The organism is Citrobacter amalonaticus (assembly GCF_001559075.2).
Lineage (GTDB): Bacteria > Pseudomonadota > Gammaproteobacteria > Enterobacterales > Enterobacteriaceae > Citrobacter_A > Citrobacter_A amalonaticus_F.
The window spans coordinates 1,798,378-1,813,054 of record NZ_CP014015.2 but is presented as its reverse complement, the minus strand read 5'-3'; the positions used below and the strand labels follow the sequence as shown (position 1 = coordinate 1,813,054).

At 55.0% G+C, this 14,677-nt stretch carries 13 protein-coding genes; 11 read left to right on the top strand and 2 right to left on the bottom strand.

Annotated elements, in window-relative coordinates; translation table 11 throughout:
* From ilvG to AL479_RS08675, 6 genes are all read left to right on the top strand, one after another.
* On the top strand, positions 1–1,647 hold the full coding sequence (gene ilvG, locus AL479_RS08700) for an acetolactate synthase 2 catalytic subunit (protein ID WP_061075796.1): 1,647 nt from the start codon (positions 1–3) through the stop codon (positions 1,645–1,647).
* Positions 1,644–1,907 carry an acetolactate synthase 2 small subunit gene (gene ilvM, locus AL479_RS08695; RefSeq protein WP_042326055.1) on the top strand — a complete coding sequence of 88 codons (264 nt, stop codon included), beginning with the start codon at positions 1,644–1,646 and terminating at the stop codon, positions 1,905–1,907. The genes ilvG and ilvM overlap by 4 nt, the downstream gene beginning before the upstream one ends.
* 18 nt (positions 1,908–1,925) lie before the next feature.
* The gene (gene ilvE / locus AL479_RS08690; RefSeq protein WP_061075795.1) at positions 1,926–2,855 is read left to right on the top strand and encodes a branched-chain-amino-acid transaminase; all 930 of its coding nucleotides are present in this window, start codon (positions 1,926–1,928) and stop codon (positions 2,853–2,855) included.
* A 161-nt stretch (positions 2,856–3,016) separates the two neighbouring features.
* Entirely contained in the window at positions 3,017–4,867 is a 1,851-nt protein-coding gene (gene ilvD / locus AL479_RS08685; RefSeq protein WP_061075794.1) for a dihydroxy-acid dehydratase, read from the top strand.
* A 2-nt stretch (positions 4,868–4,869) separates the two neighbouring features.
* On the top strand, positions 4,870–6,414 hold the full coding sequence (gene ilvA / locus AL479_RS08680) for a threonine ammonia-lyase, biosynthetic (protein ID WP_043001785.1): 1,545 nt from the start codon (positions 4,870–4,872) through the stop codon (positions 6,412–6,414).
* Between the two features lie 66 nt (positions 6,415–6,480).
* Positions 6,481–7,182, top strand: a complete 702-nt coding sequence (locus AL479_RS08675; RefSeq protein WP_061075793.1) for a DUF2461 domain-containing protein — start codon at positions 6,481–6,483, stop codon at positions 7,180–7,182.
* A gap of 3 nt (positions 7,183–7,185) precedes the next feature.
* Here AL479_RS08675 and ilvY read toward each other — a convergent pair whose 3' ends face one another.
* Complete coding sequence (gene ilvY / locus AL479_RS08670) at positions 7,186–8,094, bottom strand: HTH-type transcriptional activator IlvY (RefSeq protein WP_042326059.1); 909 nt, start codon at positions 8,092–8,094, stop codon at positions 7,186–7,188.
* A gap of 156 nt (positions 8,095–8,250) precedes the next feature.
* Between ilvY and ilvC the strand changes: the two genes are divergently transcribed.
* A complete protein-coding gene (gene ilvC, locus AL479_RS08665) occupies positions 8,251–9,726 on the top strand; it encodes a ketol-acid reductoisomerase (RefSeq protein ID WP_061075792.1) in 1,476 nt (491 codons plus the stop codon).
* A 132-nt stretch (positions 9,727–9,858) separates the two neighbouring features.
* Here the strand turns inward: ilvC and ppiC are convergent, their stop codons facing one another.
* Complete coding sequence (ppiC, locus tag AL479_RS08660; protein ID WP_001140251.1) at positions 9,859–10,140, bottom strand: peptidylprolyl isomerase PpiC; 282 nt, start codon at positions 10,138–10,140, stop codon at positions 9,859–9,861.
* Positions 10,141–10,334: 194 nt separating this feature from the next.
* Here ppiC and AL479_RS08655 point away from each other — a divergent pair, with 194 nt between their 5' ends.
* The 4 genes from AL479_RS08655 to rep all read left to right on the top strand — a co-directional run bounded on the left by AL479_RS08655 (position 10,335) and on the right by rep (position 14,662).
* Positions 10,335–11,036: a Crp/Fnr family transcriptional regulator gene (locus tag AL479_RS08655; RefSeq protein WP_061075791.1), complete on the top strand. Its 702-nt coding sequence runs from the start codon at positions 10,335–10,337 to the stop codon at positions 11,034–11,036.
* A 26-nt stretch (positions 11,037–11,062) separates the two neighbouring features.
* Positions 11,063–11,806: a nucleoside phosphorylase gene (locus AL479_RS08650; RefSeq protein WP_061075790.1), complete on the top strand. Its 744-nt coding sequence runs from the start codon at positions 11,063–11,065 to the stop codon at positions 11,804–11,806.
* Positions 11,806–12,534, top strand: coding sequence for a nicotinamide riboside transporter PnuC (gene pnuC / locus AL479_RS08645; RefSeq protein ID WP_061075789.1), 729 nt, complete (start codon positions 11,806–11,808; stop codon positions 12,532–12,534). Before AL479_RS08650 ends, pnuC begins: the two co-directional genes overlap by 1 nt.
* Before the next feature lie 103 nt (positions 12,535–12,637).
* The gene (rep, locus tag AL479_RS08640) at positions 12,638–14,662 is read left to right on the top strand and encodes a DNA helicase Rep (RefSeq protein WP_042326068.1); all 2,025 of its coding nucleotides are present in this window, start codon (positions 12,638–12,640) and stop codon (positions 14,660–14,662) included.
* The last annotated feature ends 15 nt before the right edge of the window (positions 14,663–14,677 follow it).

Below are 14,677 nucleotides of genomic sequence, written 5' to 3'. Positions count from 1 at the left end.
ATGAATGGAGCACAGTGGGTGGTACATGCGTTGCGTGCACAGGGTGTCGAGACAGTATTCGGCTATCCCGGTGGCGCAATTATGCCGGTCTACGATGCGTTGTACGACGGTGGCGTGGAACACCTCCTGTGCCGACATGAACAGGGGGCTGCGATCGCAGCCATTGGCTATGCCCGTTCCACCGGTAAAACGGGTGTCTGCATCGCCACTTCTGGTCCGGGGGCAACCAACCTAATCACCGGACTTGCGGATGCGCTGTTAGATTCGGTCCCTGTTGTAGCGATCACCGGGCAGGTTGCTGCGCCGCTCATCGGCACTGATGCGTTTCAGGAAGTGGACGTATTGGGGCTGTCGCTGGCTTGTACCAAGCACAGTTTCCTGGTGCAGTCGCTGGAAGAGTTGCCACGCATCATGGCCGAGGCATTTGAGGTCGCTAATACCGGTCGTCCGGGTCCGGTTCTGGTTGATATCCCGAAAGATATCCAGTTAGCCAGCGGAGCGCTGGAGCCGTATTTCACGACCGTCGAAAACGCGGCTGTTTTCCCTCAGGCTGACGTTGAGCAGGCACGAAAAATGCTGGCCCAGGCGCAAAAACCGATGCTGTACGTGGGCGGCGGCGTAGGAATGGCGCAGGCGGTTCCGGCGCTGCGTGAGTTTATTGCGGTAACGCAAATGCCTGTCACCTGCACGCTGAAAGGACTGGGTGCTGTCGAGGCGGATTATCCCTACTATCTGGGGATGCTTGGCATGCATGGCACCAAAGCCGCGAACTTCGCCGTTCAGGAGTGTGATTTGCTGATTGCGGTAGGCGCACGTTTTGATGACCGGGTGACCGGTAAACTGGATACCTTCGCGCCGCATGCCAGCGTGATCCACATGGATATCGACCCGGCCGAACTGAACAAACTGCGCCGGGCGCATGTCACCTTGCAGGGCGATTTGAATGCGCTGCTGCCTGCACTGCAACAGCCGGTCGACATCGATGAATGGCGTCAGCGTAATGCGGAACTGCGTACTGACCACACCTGGCGTTACGATCATCCCGGAGAGGCTATCTACGCGCCGCTGCTGTTGAAACAGCTGTCGGAACGTAAGCCTGAAAACAGTGTAGTAACGACGGATGTCGGCCAGCATCAGATGTGGTCTGCACAACATATGACGTACAGTCGCCCGGAGAATTTCATCACCTCCAGCGGCTTAGGCACGATGGGCTTTGGTTTACCGGCTGCCGTTGGGGCGCAGGTTGCGCGACCGGACGACACTGTTATCTGTATCTCCGGTGACGGCTCCTTCATGATGAATGTTCAGGAGCTGGGCACCGTAAAACGTAAGCAGTTACCGTTGAAGATAGTTTTACTGGATAACCAACGGTTAGGCATGGTTCGACAATGGCAGCAGCTGTTTTTCCAGGAACGATATAGCGAAACCACCCTGACCGATAACCCCGATTTCCTCAGGTTAGCCAGCGCCTTCGGCATCCCTGGCCAACACATCACCCGAAAAGACCAGGTTGAAGCGGCACTCGATACCCTGCTGAACAGCGACGGGCCATACCTGCTTCATGTCTCAATCGACGAACTTGAGAATGTCTGGCCACTGGTGCCGCCTGGCGCCAGCAACTCTGAAATGCTGGAGAAATTATCATGATGCAACATCAGGTCGCCGTAGAGGCTCGCTTTAACCCGGAAACGCTGGAACGTGTTTTACGTGTGGTACGTCACCGTGGTTTTCAGGTATGTGCCATGAATATGGAAGCCGCCCGTGACGCGCAGAATATAAATATCGAATTGACCGTTGCCAGCCCACGGTCGGTCGACTTACTGTTTAGTCAGTTAAGTAAGCTGGTGGATGTGGCACATGTTGCCATCTGCCAGAGCACAACAACATCACAACAAATCCGCGCGTAAGCGTGACAGGAAGAAGAAATGACGACGAAAAAAGCTGATTACATTTGGTTCAATGGCGAGATGGTTCGTTGGGAAGACGCGAAAGTTCACGTAATGTCCCACGCGCTGCACTACGGTACGTCTGTCTTTGAAGGCATCCGTTGCTATGACTCGCACAAAGGCCCGGTGGTGTTCCGTCATCGCGAACATATGCAACGCCTGCATGACTCAGCCAAAATTTATCGTTTCCCGGTCTCTCAGAGCGTGGATGAACTGATGGAAGCCTGCCGTGAGGTGATCCGTAAAAATAACCTGACCAGCGCTTATATTCGCCCGCTGGTATTTGTTGGCGATGTGGGTATGGGCGTGAACCCGCCTCCGGGATACTCCACCGACGTCATCATTGCCGCGTTCCCCTGGGGCGCGTACCTGGGCGCTGAAGCGCTGGAACAGGGGATCGATGCAATGGTTTCGTCGTGGAACCGTGCCGCACCTAACACTATCCCGACCGCGGCAAAAGCGGGCGGTAACTACCTTTCTTCACTTCTGGTCGGTAGCGAAGCGCGTCGTCATGGCTATCAGGAAGGTATTGCGCTGGATGTGAATGGTTATATCTCCGAAGGCGCCGGTGAAAACCTGTTTGAAGTGAAAGACGGTGTGCTATTTACCCCGCCGTTTACCTCTTCCGCGCTGCCGGGGATCACCCGTGACGCCATCATTAAACTGGCGAAAGAACTGGGTATTGAAGTCCGCGAGCAGGTTCTGTCCCGCGAATCCCTGTATCTGGCGGATGAAGTCTTCATGTCTGGTACCGCGGCGGAAATCACCCCGGTTCGCAGCGTTGACGGCATCCAGGTGGGCGAAGGCCGCTGTGGTCCGGTCACCAAACGCATCCAGCAAGCGTTCTTCGGCCTGTTTACCGGTGAAACCGAGGACAAATGGGGCTGGTTGGATCAGGTAAATTCATAACAAAAAAATTATTATTCCCAAAATAATTCGCGTCACAGGAAGGCGGCAACACAGCGAATTCCCTGGAGCTTACCGTTGTAAGTGACAGGGATGAGTGAGGCAGCCAACGCACCTGTGGCGTGAAGTATGAAGGGAAAACAGACACCAGGAGTAAATAACGCATGCCTAAGTACCGTTCCGCCACCACCACTCATGGCCGCAATATGGCAGGAGCCCGCGCGCTGTGGCGCGCAACCGGAATGACGGATGCCGATTTTGGCAAACCGATCATTGCCGTCGTGAACTCATTCACCCAGTTTGTGCCAGGGCACGTGCACCTGCGCGATCTCGGTAAACTGGTCGCTGAGCAGATTGAAGCGTCCGGCGGCGTGGCTAAAGAGTTCAATACCATTGCCGTGGATGATGGTATCGCCATGGGCCACGGGGGCATGCTTTATTCACTGCCGTCGCGCGAGCTGATCGCCGACTCGGTGGAGTATATGGTGAATGCCCATTGCGCCGATGCGATGGTCTGTATCTCCAACTGCGACAAAATCACCCCGGGGATGCTGATGGCCTCCCTGCGCCTGAATATTCCGGTGATCTTCGTTTCCGGCGGTCCGATGGAGGCCGGGAAAACTAAGCTGTCTGACAAAATCATCAAGCTCGATCTGGTTGATGCCATGATTCAGGGTGCAGACCCGAAAGTGTCTGACGATCAGAGTAATCAGGTTGAACGTTCCGCCTGTCCGACCTGCGGTTCCTGTTCCGGGATGTTTACCGCAAACTCGATGAACTGCCTGACCGAAGCATTGGGCCTGTCGCAGCCGGGTAACGGTTCTCTGCTGGCGACCCACGCCGACCGTAAACAGTTGTTCCTCAATGCCGGTAAACGCATTGTTGAGCTGACTAAACGTTATTACGAGCAGGATGACGCCTCCGCGCTGCCGCGCAACATTGCCAGCAAGGCGGCGTTTGAAAACGCCATGACGCTGGATATCGCGATGGGCGGTTCCACCAATACCGTTCTGCACTTACTGGCGGCGGCGCAGGAAGCGGAGATCGACTTCACGATGAGTGATATCGACAAGCTTTCCCGTAAAGTGCCGCAGCTGTGCAAAGTGGCGCCGAGTACGCAGAAATACCACATGGAAGATGTTCACCGTGCGGGCGGGGTGCTGGGGATTTTGGGAGAGCTGGATCGCGCGAGCCTGTTGAACCGGGACGTGAAGAACGTGCTGGGGCTGACGCTGCCGCAAACCCTTGAGCAGTATGACATCACGGTGACGCAAGATGACGCCGTGAAGCAGATGTTCCGCGCAGGCCCTGCGGGTATTCGTACCACAGAAGCGTTCTCGCAGGATTGCCGCTGGGACTCGCTGGATGACGATCGCGCTGAGGGTTGTATTCGTTCGCTGGAACATGCCTACAGCAAAGATGGTGGTCTGGCGGTACTTTACGGTAACTTCGCGGAGAATGGTTGCATCGTCAAAACCGCCGGCGTGGATGACAGCATTCTGAAATTCACTGGCCCGGCCAAAGTGTATGAAAGCCAGGATGAGGCGGTTGACGCTATTCTCGGCGGCAAAGTGGTAGCAGGCGATGTGGTTGTGATCCGCTACGAAGGGCCGAAAGGCGGACCGGGGATGCAGGAAATGCTCTACCCGACCACCTTCCTCAAATCGATGGGCCTCGGCAAAGCGTGCGCGCTGGTTACCGATGGTCGTTTCTCTGGCGGCACTTCTGGTCTCTCCATTGGTCACGTTTCACCGGAAGCGGCCAGCGGTGGCAATATCGCGATCATTGAAGACGGTGACATGATTGCTATCGATATTCCGAACCGTGGCATTCAGCTGCAACTGAGCGATGCGGAAATTGCGGCGCGTCGTGAAGCACAGGAAGCACGCGGCGACAAAGCCTGGACACCGAAAGATCGTCAGCGTCAGGTGTCGTTTGCGCTGCGCGCCTATGCCAGTCTGGCGACCAGCGCCGATAAAGGCGCGGTCCGCGATAAATCGAAACTGGGAGGCTGATGATGGCCGAATCACAACCTCTGTCAGCGGCCCCGGAAGGGGCAGAATATCTGCGTGCGGTACTCCGCGCGCCGGTATACGAGGCGGCGCAGGTGACGCCGCTACAAAAAATGGAAAAGCTCTCATCGCGCCTGGATAACGTGATTCTGGTGAAACGCGAAGACCGGCAGCCGGTGCACAGCTTCAAGCTTCGTGGCGCTTACGCGATGATGGCAGGGCTGACCGAGGCGCAAAAAGCTCACGGGGTCATCACCGCTTCTGCGGGCAACCATGCCCAGGGCGTGGCGTTTTCCTCCGCTCGTCTGGGCGTGAAGGCGCTGATCGTGATGCCTGTTGCGACGGCGGATATCAAAGTCGATGCCGTTCGTGGCTTCGGCGGTGAAGTACTGCTGCATGGCGCAAACTTTGATGAAGCGAAAGCGAAAGCGATTGAACTGTCGCAGCAGCAGGGTTTTACCTGGGTTCCGCCATTCGATCATCCGATGGTGATTGCCGGTCAGGGGACGCTGGCGCTGGAATTACTTCAGCAAGATGCTCATCTCGATCGTGTGTTTGTGCCGGTCGGCGGCGGCGGTCTGGCGGCGGGCGTTGCGGTACTGATCAAACAGCTGATGCCGCAAATCAAAGTGATTGCGGTGGAAGCAGAAGACTCCGCCTGTCTGAAAGCGGCGCTGGATGCGGGTCATCCGGTCGATCTCCCGCGCGTTGGGCTATTTGCCGAAGGCGTGGCGGTGAAGCGCATTGGCGATGAAACCTTCCGTCTGTGCCAGGAATATCTCGACGACATCATCACCGTGGATAGCGATGCGATATGTGCGGCGATGAAAGACCTGTTCGAGGATGTGCGCGCAGTGGCAGAACCTTCCGGCGCGCTGGCGCTGGCGGGAATGAAAAAGTACGTCGCTCAGCACAACATCCGCGGCGAACGTCTGGCGCATATCCTTTCCGGCGCTAACGTCAATTTCCACGGTCTGCGCTACGTTTCCGAGCGTTGCGAGTTGGGCGAACAGCGTGAGGCGCTGCTGGCCGTGACCATTCCGGAAGAAAAAGGCAGCTTCCTGAAGTTTTGCCAGCTGCTGGGCGGTCGCTCGGTCACTGAATTTAACTATCGCTTTGCCGATGATAAGAACGCCTGCATTTTCGTCGGTGTCCGGCTGAGCAGGGGGATGGAAGAACGCACCGAGATCCTGAATCTGTTGCGCGACGGTGGCTACAGCGTGGTCGATCTCTCTGACGACGAAATGGCGAAGCTGCACGTGCGTTACATGGTGGGTGGACGTCCGTCGAAACCGCTACAGGAACGTTTATTCAGCTTCGAGTTTCCGGAATCACCCGGCGCGCTGCTCAAGTTCTTGCATACGCTGGGGACCCACTGGAATATCTCGTTGTTCCATTACCGCAGCCACGGCACGGACTATGGTCGCGTCCTGGCCGCGTTTGAACTGGGCGATCACGAACCCGATTTCGAAACGCGACTGCAAGAACTGGGCTATGAGTGTCACGACGAAACGCATAACCCGGCATTTCGCTTTTTCCTCGCGGGTTAAGCGTGTTGGTATGACCGGATGGCGCAGGGCTTTGCGCCGTCCGGCAATTATTTTAGAGGCAAGCAGATGGCTGGACGCTTTCAGGGATTTGCGCAGGAAGGGCTGACGTTTCTTCAGCAGGTAAAAATTGAAAATGATAAAACGTGGTTCGAGGAGCACCGTTTTATTTATGACCGCAGCATACTCACGCCGTTCCGGGCGCTGGTGGATGACTTAGCGCCAGTGATGCTGGAAATTGACCCACTGCTGGAAACCCGTTCCGCCATCGGCAAGACGCTGTCGCGCATTCACCGTGATACCCGCTTTTCCCATGACAAATCGCTTTACCGTAGCCGGATGTGGCTGACCTTCAAACGTTCAGCCAAAAACTGGACCGATGCGCCCGCGTATTTTTTTGAGATCAGCCCCGATACGTTGCGCTATGGACTGGGTTACTACAGTGCCAGTAAGCCGACGATGGATCTGTTTCGTCATACGCTAAAACAACGGCCCACGCAGTTTCTGGAAGTGGCTGACTGTTGTCGGGCACCGTTTGAGCTGGTGGGAGAGCGCTATAAGCGGCTGCTGGTAAAGGATCTTGAACCGACGATTTCCGACTGGTATCACCGCAAATCCTTTGCGGCAATGGCAACGGATACCGACGTGGAAAAACTCTTCCATGCCGATCTGGTGACGCTGTTGGCCGACGGTTTCCGCCAGCTGGAACCGCTGTACCAGTGGCTCATGCAGGTGGAAACGCTGAAGCAAATTGACCCGGCGGATCTGTAACCATTACCGTCCTTCGTCGATTTTCCTTTCGAGGACTATTTTCCAGAACGCATCGATGAGCGGCTCATGCAGCCGCTTTTTCGGCGCACAGACGCCCAGTTCGAACGGGGTTTTCTCGTCGCTGCGTTCTAAAATCATCACGCGATTACGCACCGGTTCGGGGCTGTTTTCCAGCACCACTTCGGGCAGTAGCGCCACGCCACAGCCGAGCGCGACCATCGACACCATCGCTTCATGCCCGCCCACGGTGGCGTAAATCTGCGGATTGCTGATTTTATGGCGACGGAACCACAGTTCAATGCGACGGCGCACGGGTCCCTGATCGGCCATGATGAATGGCACCGTAGACCAGTCGGGTTTCTCCACCGAAACCTGATTGCGTACCGGGCAGGGTAGCGCCGGGGCAATGAGTACCACCGCCAGATTCTCCAGCATTGAAAACGCCACCGCACCGGGCAGCGTCTCCGGCTTTCCGGCAATCGCCAGATCCGCTTCGCCGGTTACCACTTTTTCCATGGCATCGGCGGCGTCGCCGGTGGTGAGCTTAATTTCTACTGAGGGATGTTCAGCGCGAAAGCGATCGAGGATGGGCGGCAGATGGCTATAGGCAGCGGTCACCGAGCAGAAAATATGCAGTTCCCCCGACAGCGACGGACCTTGCTGATCGAGAGTGTGGCGCAATTGCTGATACTGCAACAGCGTCTGTTGGGCAAACGTTCGTAGCTCTTCGCCGGCTTCGGTCAGCGTAACCGTGCGATTATCGCGGACAAACAACGGTTGGCCGAGGTCTTCTTCAAGGCGCTGGATCTGTCGTGACAGTGTGGAAGGGCTGACATGCATCGCCCGCGCGCTGCGACCAAAGTGGCGGCTTTCCGCCAGATGCAGGAACATTTTCAGATCGCGTAAATCCACCGGCGAACCTCTTCATTTTTACGTTGCAGTTATTGCAACGTGACGTTGTGAATATATCAATTTCCGCAATAAATTTCCTGTCATATAGTGGATTCATTCTCGCAAAAGCGAACCGAATAATAAGCACCACAACACAACATCACGGAGTACACCACTATGGCTAACTACTTTAATACACTGAACCTGCGCCAGCAGCTGGCACAGCTGGGTAAATGTCGCTTTATGGGCCGCGATGAGTTCGCCGATGGCGCGAGCTACCTTCAGGGTAAAAAAGTGGTCATCGTCGGCTGTGGCGCTCAGGGTCTGAACCAGGGCCTGAACATGCGTGATTCCGGTCTGGATATCTCCTACGCACTGCGTAAAGAGGCGATTGCTGAGAAGCGCGCGTCCTGGCGTAAAGCGACTGAAAACGGCTTCAAAGTCGGCACGTATGAAGAACTGATCCCGCAGGCGGACCTGGTGGTTAACCTGACGCCAGACAAACAGCACTCCGACGTGGTGCGTTCCGTACAACCGCTGATGAAAGACGGCGCGGCGCTGGGTTACTCTCATGGTTTCAACATCGTTGAAGTGGGCGAGCAGATCCGTAAAGACATCACCGTGGTGATGGTGGCGCCGAAGTGTCCGGGTACCGAAGTACGTGAAGAGTACAAACGTGGTTTCGGTGTGCCGACGCTGATCGCGGTTCACCCGGAAAACGATCCGAAAGGCGAAGGCATGGCGATTGCTAAAGCCTGGGCTGCAGCGACCGGCGGTCACCGTGCGGGCGTGCTGGAATCTTCTTTCGTGGCGGAAGTGAAATCTGACCTGATGGGCGAGCAGACCATTCTCTGCGGCATGCTGCAGGCCGGTTCTCTGCTGTGCTTCGATAAACTGGTGGAAGAAGGTACCGATCCGGCGTATGCCGAGAAACTGATTCAGTTCGGCTGGGAAACCATTACTGAAGCGCTGAAGCAGGGCGGTATCACGCTGATGATGGACCGTCTGTCCAACCCGGCGAAACTGCGCGCTTACGCACTGTCCGAACAGCTGAAAGAGATTATGGCGCCGCTGTTCCAGAAACACATGGATGACATCATCTCCGGTGAGTTCTCTTCCGGCATGATGGCTGACTGGGCCAACGACGATAAGAAACTGCTGACCTGGCGTGAAGAGACCGGTAAAACCGCGTTTGAAACCGCACCGCAGTTTGACGGTAAGATCGGCGAGCAGGAGTACTTCGATAAAGGCGTGCTGATGATCGCCATGGTGAAAGCAGGCGTTGAGCTGGCGTTCGAAACGATGGTGGATTCTGGCATCATCGAAGAGTCCGCGTACTACGAGTCACTGCACGAGCTGCCGCTGATCGCCAACACCATCGCGCGTAAGCGTCTGTACGAAATGAACGTGGTTATTTCTGATACTGCAGAATACGGTAACTACCTGTTCTCTTACGCTTGCGTACCGCTGCTGAAAGAGTTTATGACGACGCTGCAGACCGGCGACCTGGGTAAAGCGATTGCTGAAGGCGCAGTGGATAACGCTCAACTGCGTGATGTAAACGATGCGATTCGCAGCCATGCTATCGAGAAAGTCGGCCAGAAACTGCGTGGCTATATGACCGATATGAAGCGCATTGCCGTTGCTGGCTAAGATGTTGCTGAATGGCCGGATGGCGGCGTGAACGCCTTATCCGGCCTACAAAAAGAGAGGATTTCGCAGGCCGGATAAGCGTCGCGCCATCCGGCAAAAAAAGCCCAGAGTCTGAATGCTCTGGGCTTTTGCTTAGTTACGGTACAGCACTTTGATGATGTGGTAGCCGAACTGGGTGTGCAGTGGGCCGGTAGGTTCCAGCACCGGGCAGGAAAAGACCACTTTATCGAACGCCGGGACCATTTGGCCCTGGCGGAATTCACCTAAGTCACCGCCTCTTTTGCCGGACGGGCAGATAGAGTGTTTCTTCGCCAGCTTGCCGAAGTCGGCGCCGTTTTTAATCTGCTCCAGAAGATCCAGTGCCAGTTTCTCTTCTTTAACAAGAATATGCAGTGCTGCTGCGGTTTTTGCCATTATTTCGTTCTCATGTCTCAAAGGTTGCCCGCCACTTTATCATTCCTCAGGGCGTCAGACATATACTCTTCGCCAGCGCAGGACAGATGTCTCATCGGGTTTATCGAATCGGGAGATAGATAGCATTTTCATCCAGTGTATTCCTGAGGGAGCGGGACAGCGGTCCTGTCTTTCCGTCAGAGGGACGCGATAACATGAACACAATGAAAAAAGCAGATTTTTCAGGCGACTGGCTGGTCGGATTGACTCAGGTTGTAGACGACCCCCTGTTGTATGAACTCCTCAAATACTGCCCGCTGGAGGTCATGCAGCGCTGGCGTTTTGACGATATCGCGTGCGGCGCGCTGATTTGCCGTCAGGGGGAGGTCTGTCGACAGTTTTCCCTGATCGTATCGGGTGAAGTGGATGTCTTTTACGAGGCTGAAGATGGTCGTCGTTATCGACAGGCACATTACTGCAAAGGCGACATGCTGGGTGAACTGGAGATATTTGAGTCGCGGCATTACATCTGCTCGGTGGTGGCGGTGGGAAATGTCCAACTGTTAAGTCTGTCGCAGGAACATTTTAATCACTGGCTGGCGCTGGATAATCATTTCAACCAGCGAATATTACGCTTCTTCAGTCAGCAATATTATCAACTGTCGAAAAAGGCCAGTAGCGACAATTTATATTCGCTGCACCAGCGGGTATGCCAGGCATTATGGCAGCGATATCAACATAATAAATCGACGTCTATTTTGCTGGATAAGCAAAATCTGAGTCAGGAATTTGCGGCGACGACACGCAGTATTAACCGTATTTTGCACGATCTTAAGTCACTGAAAATTATTGATACCGATGGGGATCGTATTGTTCTGCTGGCTCCTGAAAAACTGAAGCGGGAGGCGGAAAGTTAAGCGCCAGGGGCGTAAGGAGACAAGAGATGCAACCCCATATTCGATTAAGCAAAAACATGACGAGCGCAAGGTATGCGCTATTGCCTGGCGATCCCGAACGCGTGGATCGAATCGTTCGTTTTCTGGATAAGCCCGAAATGCTGGGGCAAAACCGGGAGTTTCGCGCGGCGCGTGGTGAGTATAAGGGCGTTGAAATTCTGGTGCTATCGACGGGAATCGGTGGACCATCAACGGCTATTGCGATTGAAGAGTTACGCCAGATTGGCGTCAACACGCTGATCCGAATCGGAAGTTGCGGAGCATTGCAGGATACGCTGGCGCTGGGCGAGGTGATTATTGCCCATGGTGCGGTCGCGGATGATGGCACCAGTAAAACCTATGCGCCTGTCAGCTATCCGGCATGCGCGGATCCGCAGCTCACGGCAACGCTGATGCAACTGGCGTTGCAAATGAACATTCCCGCCCGTTGCGGACTGGTACGCAGCCATGACAGTTTTTATACCGACCGCGAGGCTGAACTGGATGCGGAATGGTCTGCTCGCGGCATTCTTGGCGCAGATATGGAGACGGCCGCACTGATGGTGGTCGGTGCGCTACGCGGGCTGCGAACGGCGTCGTTGCTCAATGTGGTTGTCACCCATAACGGCTGTCTGGACAGCAGCATCAATAATTATGTGCAACAAGAAATGCGGTGTCAGCAGGGTGAAATTCATCAGGTTTCTCTGGCGCTACAGGCCATTTACTTTGATAGTCAGCAAGGAGAACAGTGATGGATTTTTTCAGTATTAACAACGTAATGGTCAACATTCCTCTCGGAGAGGGTGGGTATGCGCTCTCGTGGATTGAGGCTATCGGTACGGTCTTTGGCTTACTGTGTATCTGGTACGCCAGCAGGGAAAAAATTATAAATTACCTGTTCGGACTGATTAACGTCACTCTGTTTGCCGCGATCTTTTTCCAGATCCAACTGTATGCCAGTTTACTGCTTCAGGTGTTCTTCTTTGCGGCGAATATCTACGGCTGGTATGCGTGGAGTCGCCAGAATGAGGAACAAGAGGCGACGTTGAAAGTTCGCTGGCTTTCCCGACAACAAACGCTGGCGCTGGGTGGTGTTTGCATTGTTGCTATCCTGTTGATGACACTGTTTATTGATCCGGTATTTGCGACACTCACCCGTATCATGCTTGCGCTGTTGCACACTGTGGGAGTGTCGGTGGCAATGCCAGAGCTACAGCCGGATGCTTTCCCGTTCTGGGATTCCACCATGCTGGTGTTGTCGATTGCCGCAATGGTGTTGATGACCCGCAAGTATGTGGAAAACTGGTTGCTGTGGGTGCTTATTGATGTCATTAGCGTCGTGATTTATGCGGTTCAGGGCGTCTATGCCATGTCGCTGGAGTATGTCCTGCTGACAGCCATTGCGGTGATGGGTTCTTACAGTTGGATTCTGAGCGCAAAACGTAACGGCTATTCGCCGCTCGCGGCCAGCGCATCCTGATGGATATTTTTCAGGCTGCCTGACGGGCAGGCAGCCTGTTACTCCCTTGGCCTCGCTTTCTGCTACAATTCGTCCCCCGTTCGAAGATTGAGCACTTTTTCCTATGCGTTTAAACCCCGGCCAACAACAAGCTGTCGAATTCGTCACCGGACCGTGCCTGGTGCTGGCGGGTGCGGGTTCCGGTAAGACACGCGTTATCACCAATAAAATCGCTCACCTGATCCGTGGCTGCGGCTACCAGGCGCGACATATTGCGGCGGTGACCTTTACTAACAAAGCGGCGCGCGAGATGAAAGAGCGTGTCGGACAGACGCTGGGACGCAAAGAAGCGCGCGGGTTGATGATCTCCACTTTCCATACGTTAGGGCTGGAGGTGATTAAACGCGAATACGCCGCGCTGGGGATGAAATCGAATTTCTCGCTGTTTGATGACACGGACCAGGTTGCGCTGCTCAAAGATCTGACGGAAGGGCTGATTGAAGACGACAAAGTTGTACTGCAACAGTTGATCTCGACGATCTCGAACTGGAAGAACGATCTCAAAACACCCGCACAGGCGGCCGCCGGTGCGAAAGGCGAGCGCGATCGTATCTTTGCGCACTGTTACGGGCTGTACGATGCGCATATGAAAGCCTGTAACGTCCTCGACTTTGACGATCTGATTTTGCTGCCGACGCTGCTGTTGCAGCGTAATGAAGAGGTGCGTGAGCGCTGGCAGAACAAGATTCGCTATCTGCTGGTGGATGAATATCAGGACACCAACACCAGTCAGTACGAACTGGTGAAACTGCTGGTAGGAAACCGGGCGCGATTCACCGTCGTGGGGGACGACGATCAGTCGATTTACTCCTGGCGCGGGGCGCGTCCGCAAAACCTGGTGTTGTTAAGTCAGGATTTCCCGGCATTACAGGTGATCAAACTGGAGCAGAACTACCGCTCCTCCGGGCGGATCCTGAAGGCGGCGAACATCCTTATCGCCAATAACCCGCACGTCTTTGAAAAACGGCTTTTTTCCGAGCTGGGATATGGCGCGGAACTCAAAGTTCTGAGTGCGAATAATGAGGAGCACGAAGCCGAGCGGGTGACCGGGGAACTCATCGCCCATCACTTTGTGAATAAAACGGAATATAAAGATTACGCCATTCTGTATCGCGGCAACCACCAGGCGCGGGTGTTCGAAAAATTCCTCATGCAGAACCGTATTCCCTACAAAATTTCCGGCGGCACCTCGTTCTTTTCGCGTCCGGAAATTAAAGATTTGCTGGCCTATCTGCGGGTGTTGACCAATCCGGATGATGACAGCGCGTTCCTGCGTATCGTGAATACGCCAAAACGTGAAATCGGCCCCGCCACGCTGCAGAAACTGGGCGAGTGGGCGATGACGCGGAACAAGAGCCTGTTTACCGCCAGTTTTGATCTGGGGCTGAGCCAGACGCTCACCGGGCGTGGCTATGACTCGCTCACCCGTTTTACCCACTGGCTGGGTGAGGTTCAGCGGTTGGCTGAACGTGAGCCGATTGCCGCCGTTCGCGATCTCATCCACGGAATTGATTACGAATCCTGGCTTTACGAAACCTCGCCGAGCCCAAAAGCCGCTGAAATGCGCATGAAAAACGTTAACCAGCTGTTTAGCTGGATGACCGAAATGCTGGAAGGTAGCGAACTGGATGAGCCGATGACGCTCACTCAGGTTGTCACCCGCTTCACACTACGTGACATGATGGAGCGCGGCGAGAGCGAGGAAGAGCTGGATCAGGTGCAACTGATGACGCTGCATGCCTCGAAAGGGCTGGAGTTCCCGTATGTGTTTATGGTGGGTATGGAAGAAGGTTTCCTGCCGCACCAGAGCAGCATCGATGAAGACAACATTGATGAAGAGCGCCGTCTGGCCTATGTCGGCATCACCCGAGCGCAGAAAGAGTTGATTTTTACGCTGTGTAAAGAGCGACGTCAGTACGGTGAACTGGTGCGCCCGGAGCCGAGTCGCTTCCTGCTGGAGTTACCGCAGGACGATCTGATCTGGGAGCAGGAGCGTAAAGTGGTGAGCGCCGAAGAGCGAATGCAGAAAGGGCAGAGCCATTTGGCGAATCTGAAAGCCATGATGGCGGCGAAAAGAGAAAAATCGTAGGTTGTAGGCCGGATA

Excerpts from the sequence above, each read along its gene's own strand:
- ilvG (WP_061075796.1), top strand. The coding sequence starts at position 1 with ATGAATGGAGCACAGTGGGTGGTACATGCGTTGCGTGCACAGGGTGTC.
- ilvM (WP_042326055.1), top strand. The coding sequence starts at position 1,644 with ATGATGCAACATCAGGTCGCCGTAGAGGCTCGCTTTAACCCGGAAACG.
- ilvE (WP_061075795.1), top strand. The coding sequence starts at position 1,926 with ATGACGACGAAAAAAGCTGATTACATTTGGTTCAATGGCGAGATGGTT.
- ilvD (WP_061075794.1), top strand. The coding sequence starts at position 3,017 with ATGCCTAAGTACCGTTCCGCCACCACCACTCATGGCCGCAATATGGCA.
- ilvA (WP_043001785.1), top strand. The coding sequence starts at position 4,870 with ATGGCCGAATCACAACCTCTGTCAGCGGCCCCGGAAGGGGCAGAATAT.
- AL479_RS08675 (WP_061075793.1), top strand. The coding sequence starts at position 6,481 with ATGGCTGGACGCTTTCAGGGATTTGCGCAGGAAGGGCTGACGTTTCTT.
- ilvC (WP_061075792.1), top strand. The coding sequence starts at position 8,251 with ATGGCTAACTACTTTAATACACTGAACCTGCGCCAGCAGCTGGCACAG.
- ppiC (WP_001140251.1), bottom strand. The coding sequence starts at position 10,140 with ATGGCAAAAACCGCAGCAGCACTGCATATTCTTGTTAAAGAAGAGAAA.
- AL479_RS08655 (WP_061075791.1), top strand. The coding sequence starts at position 10,335 with ATGAACACAATGAAAAAAGCAGATTTTTCAGGCGACTGGCTGGTCGGA.
- AL479_RS08650 (WP_061075790.1), top strand. The coding sequence starts at position 11,063 with ATGCAACCCCATATTCGATTAAGCAAAAACATGACGAGCGCAAGGTAT.
- pnuC (WP_061075789.1), top strand. The coding sequence starts at position 11,806 with ATGGATTTTTTCAGTATTAACAACGTAATGGTCAACATTCCTCTCGGA.
- rep (WP_042326068.1), top strand. The coding sequence starts at position 12,638 with ATGCGTTTAAACCCCGGCCAACAACAAGCTGTCGAATTCGTCACCGGA.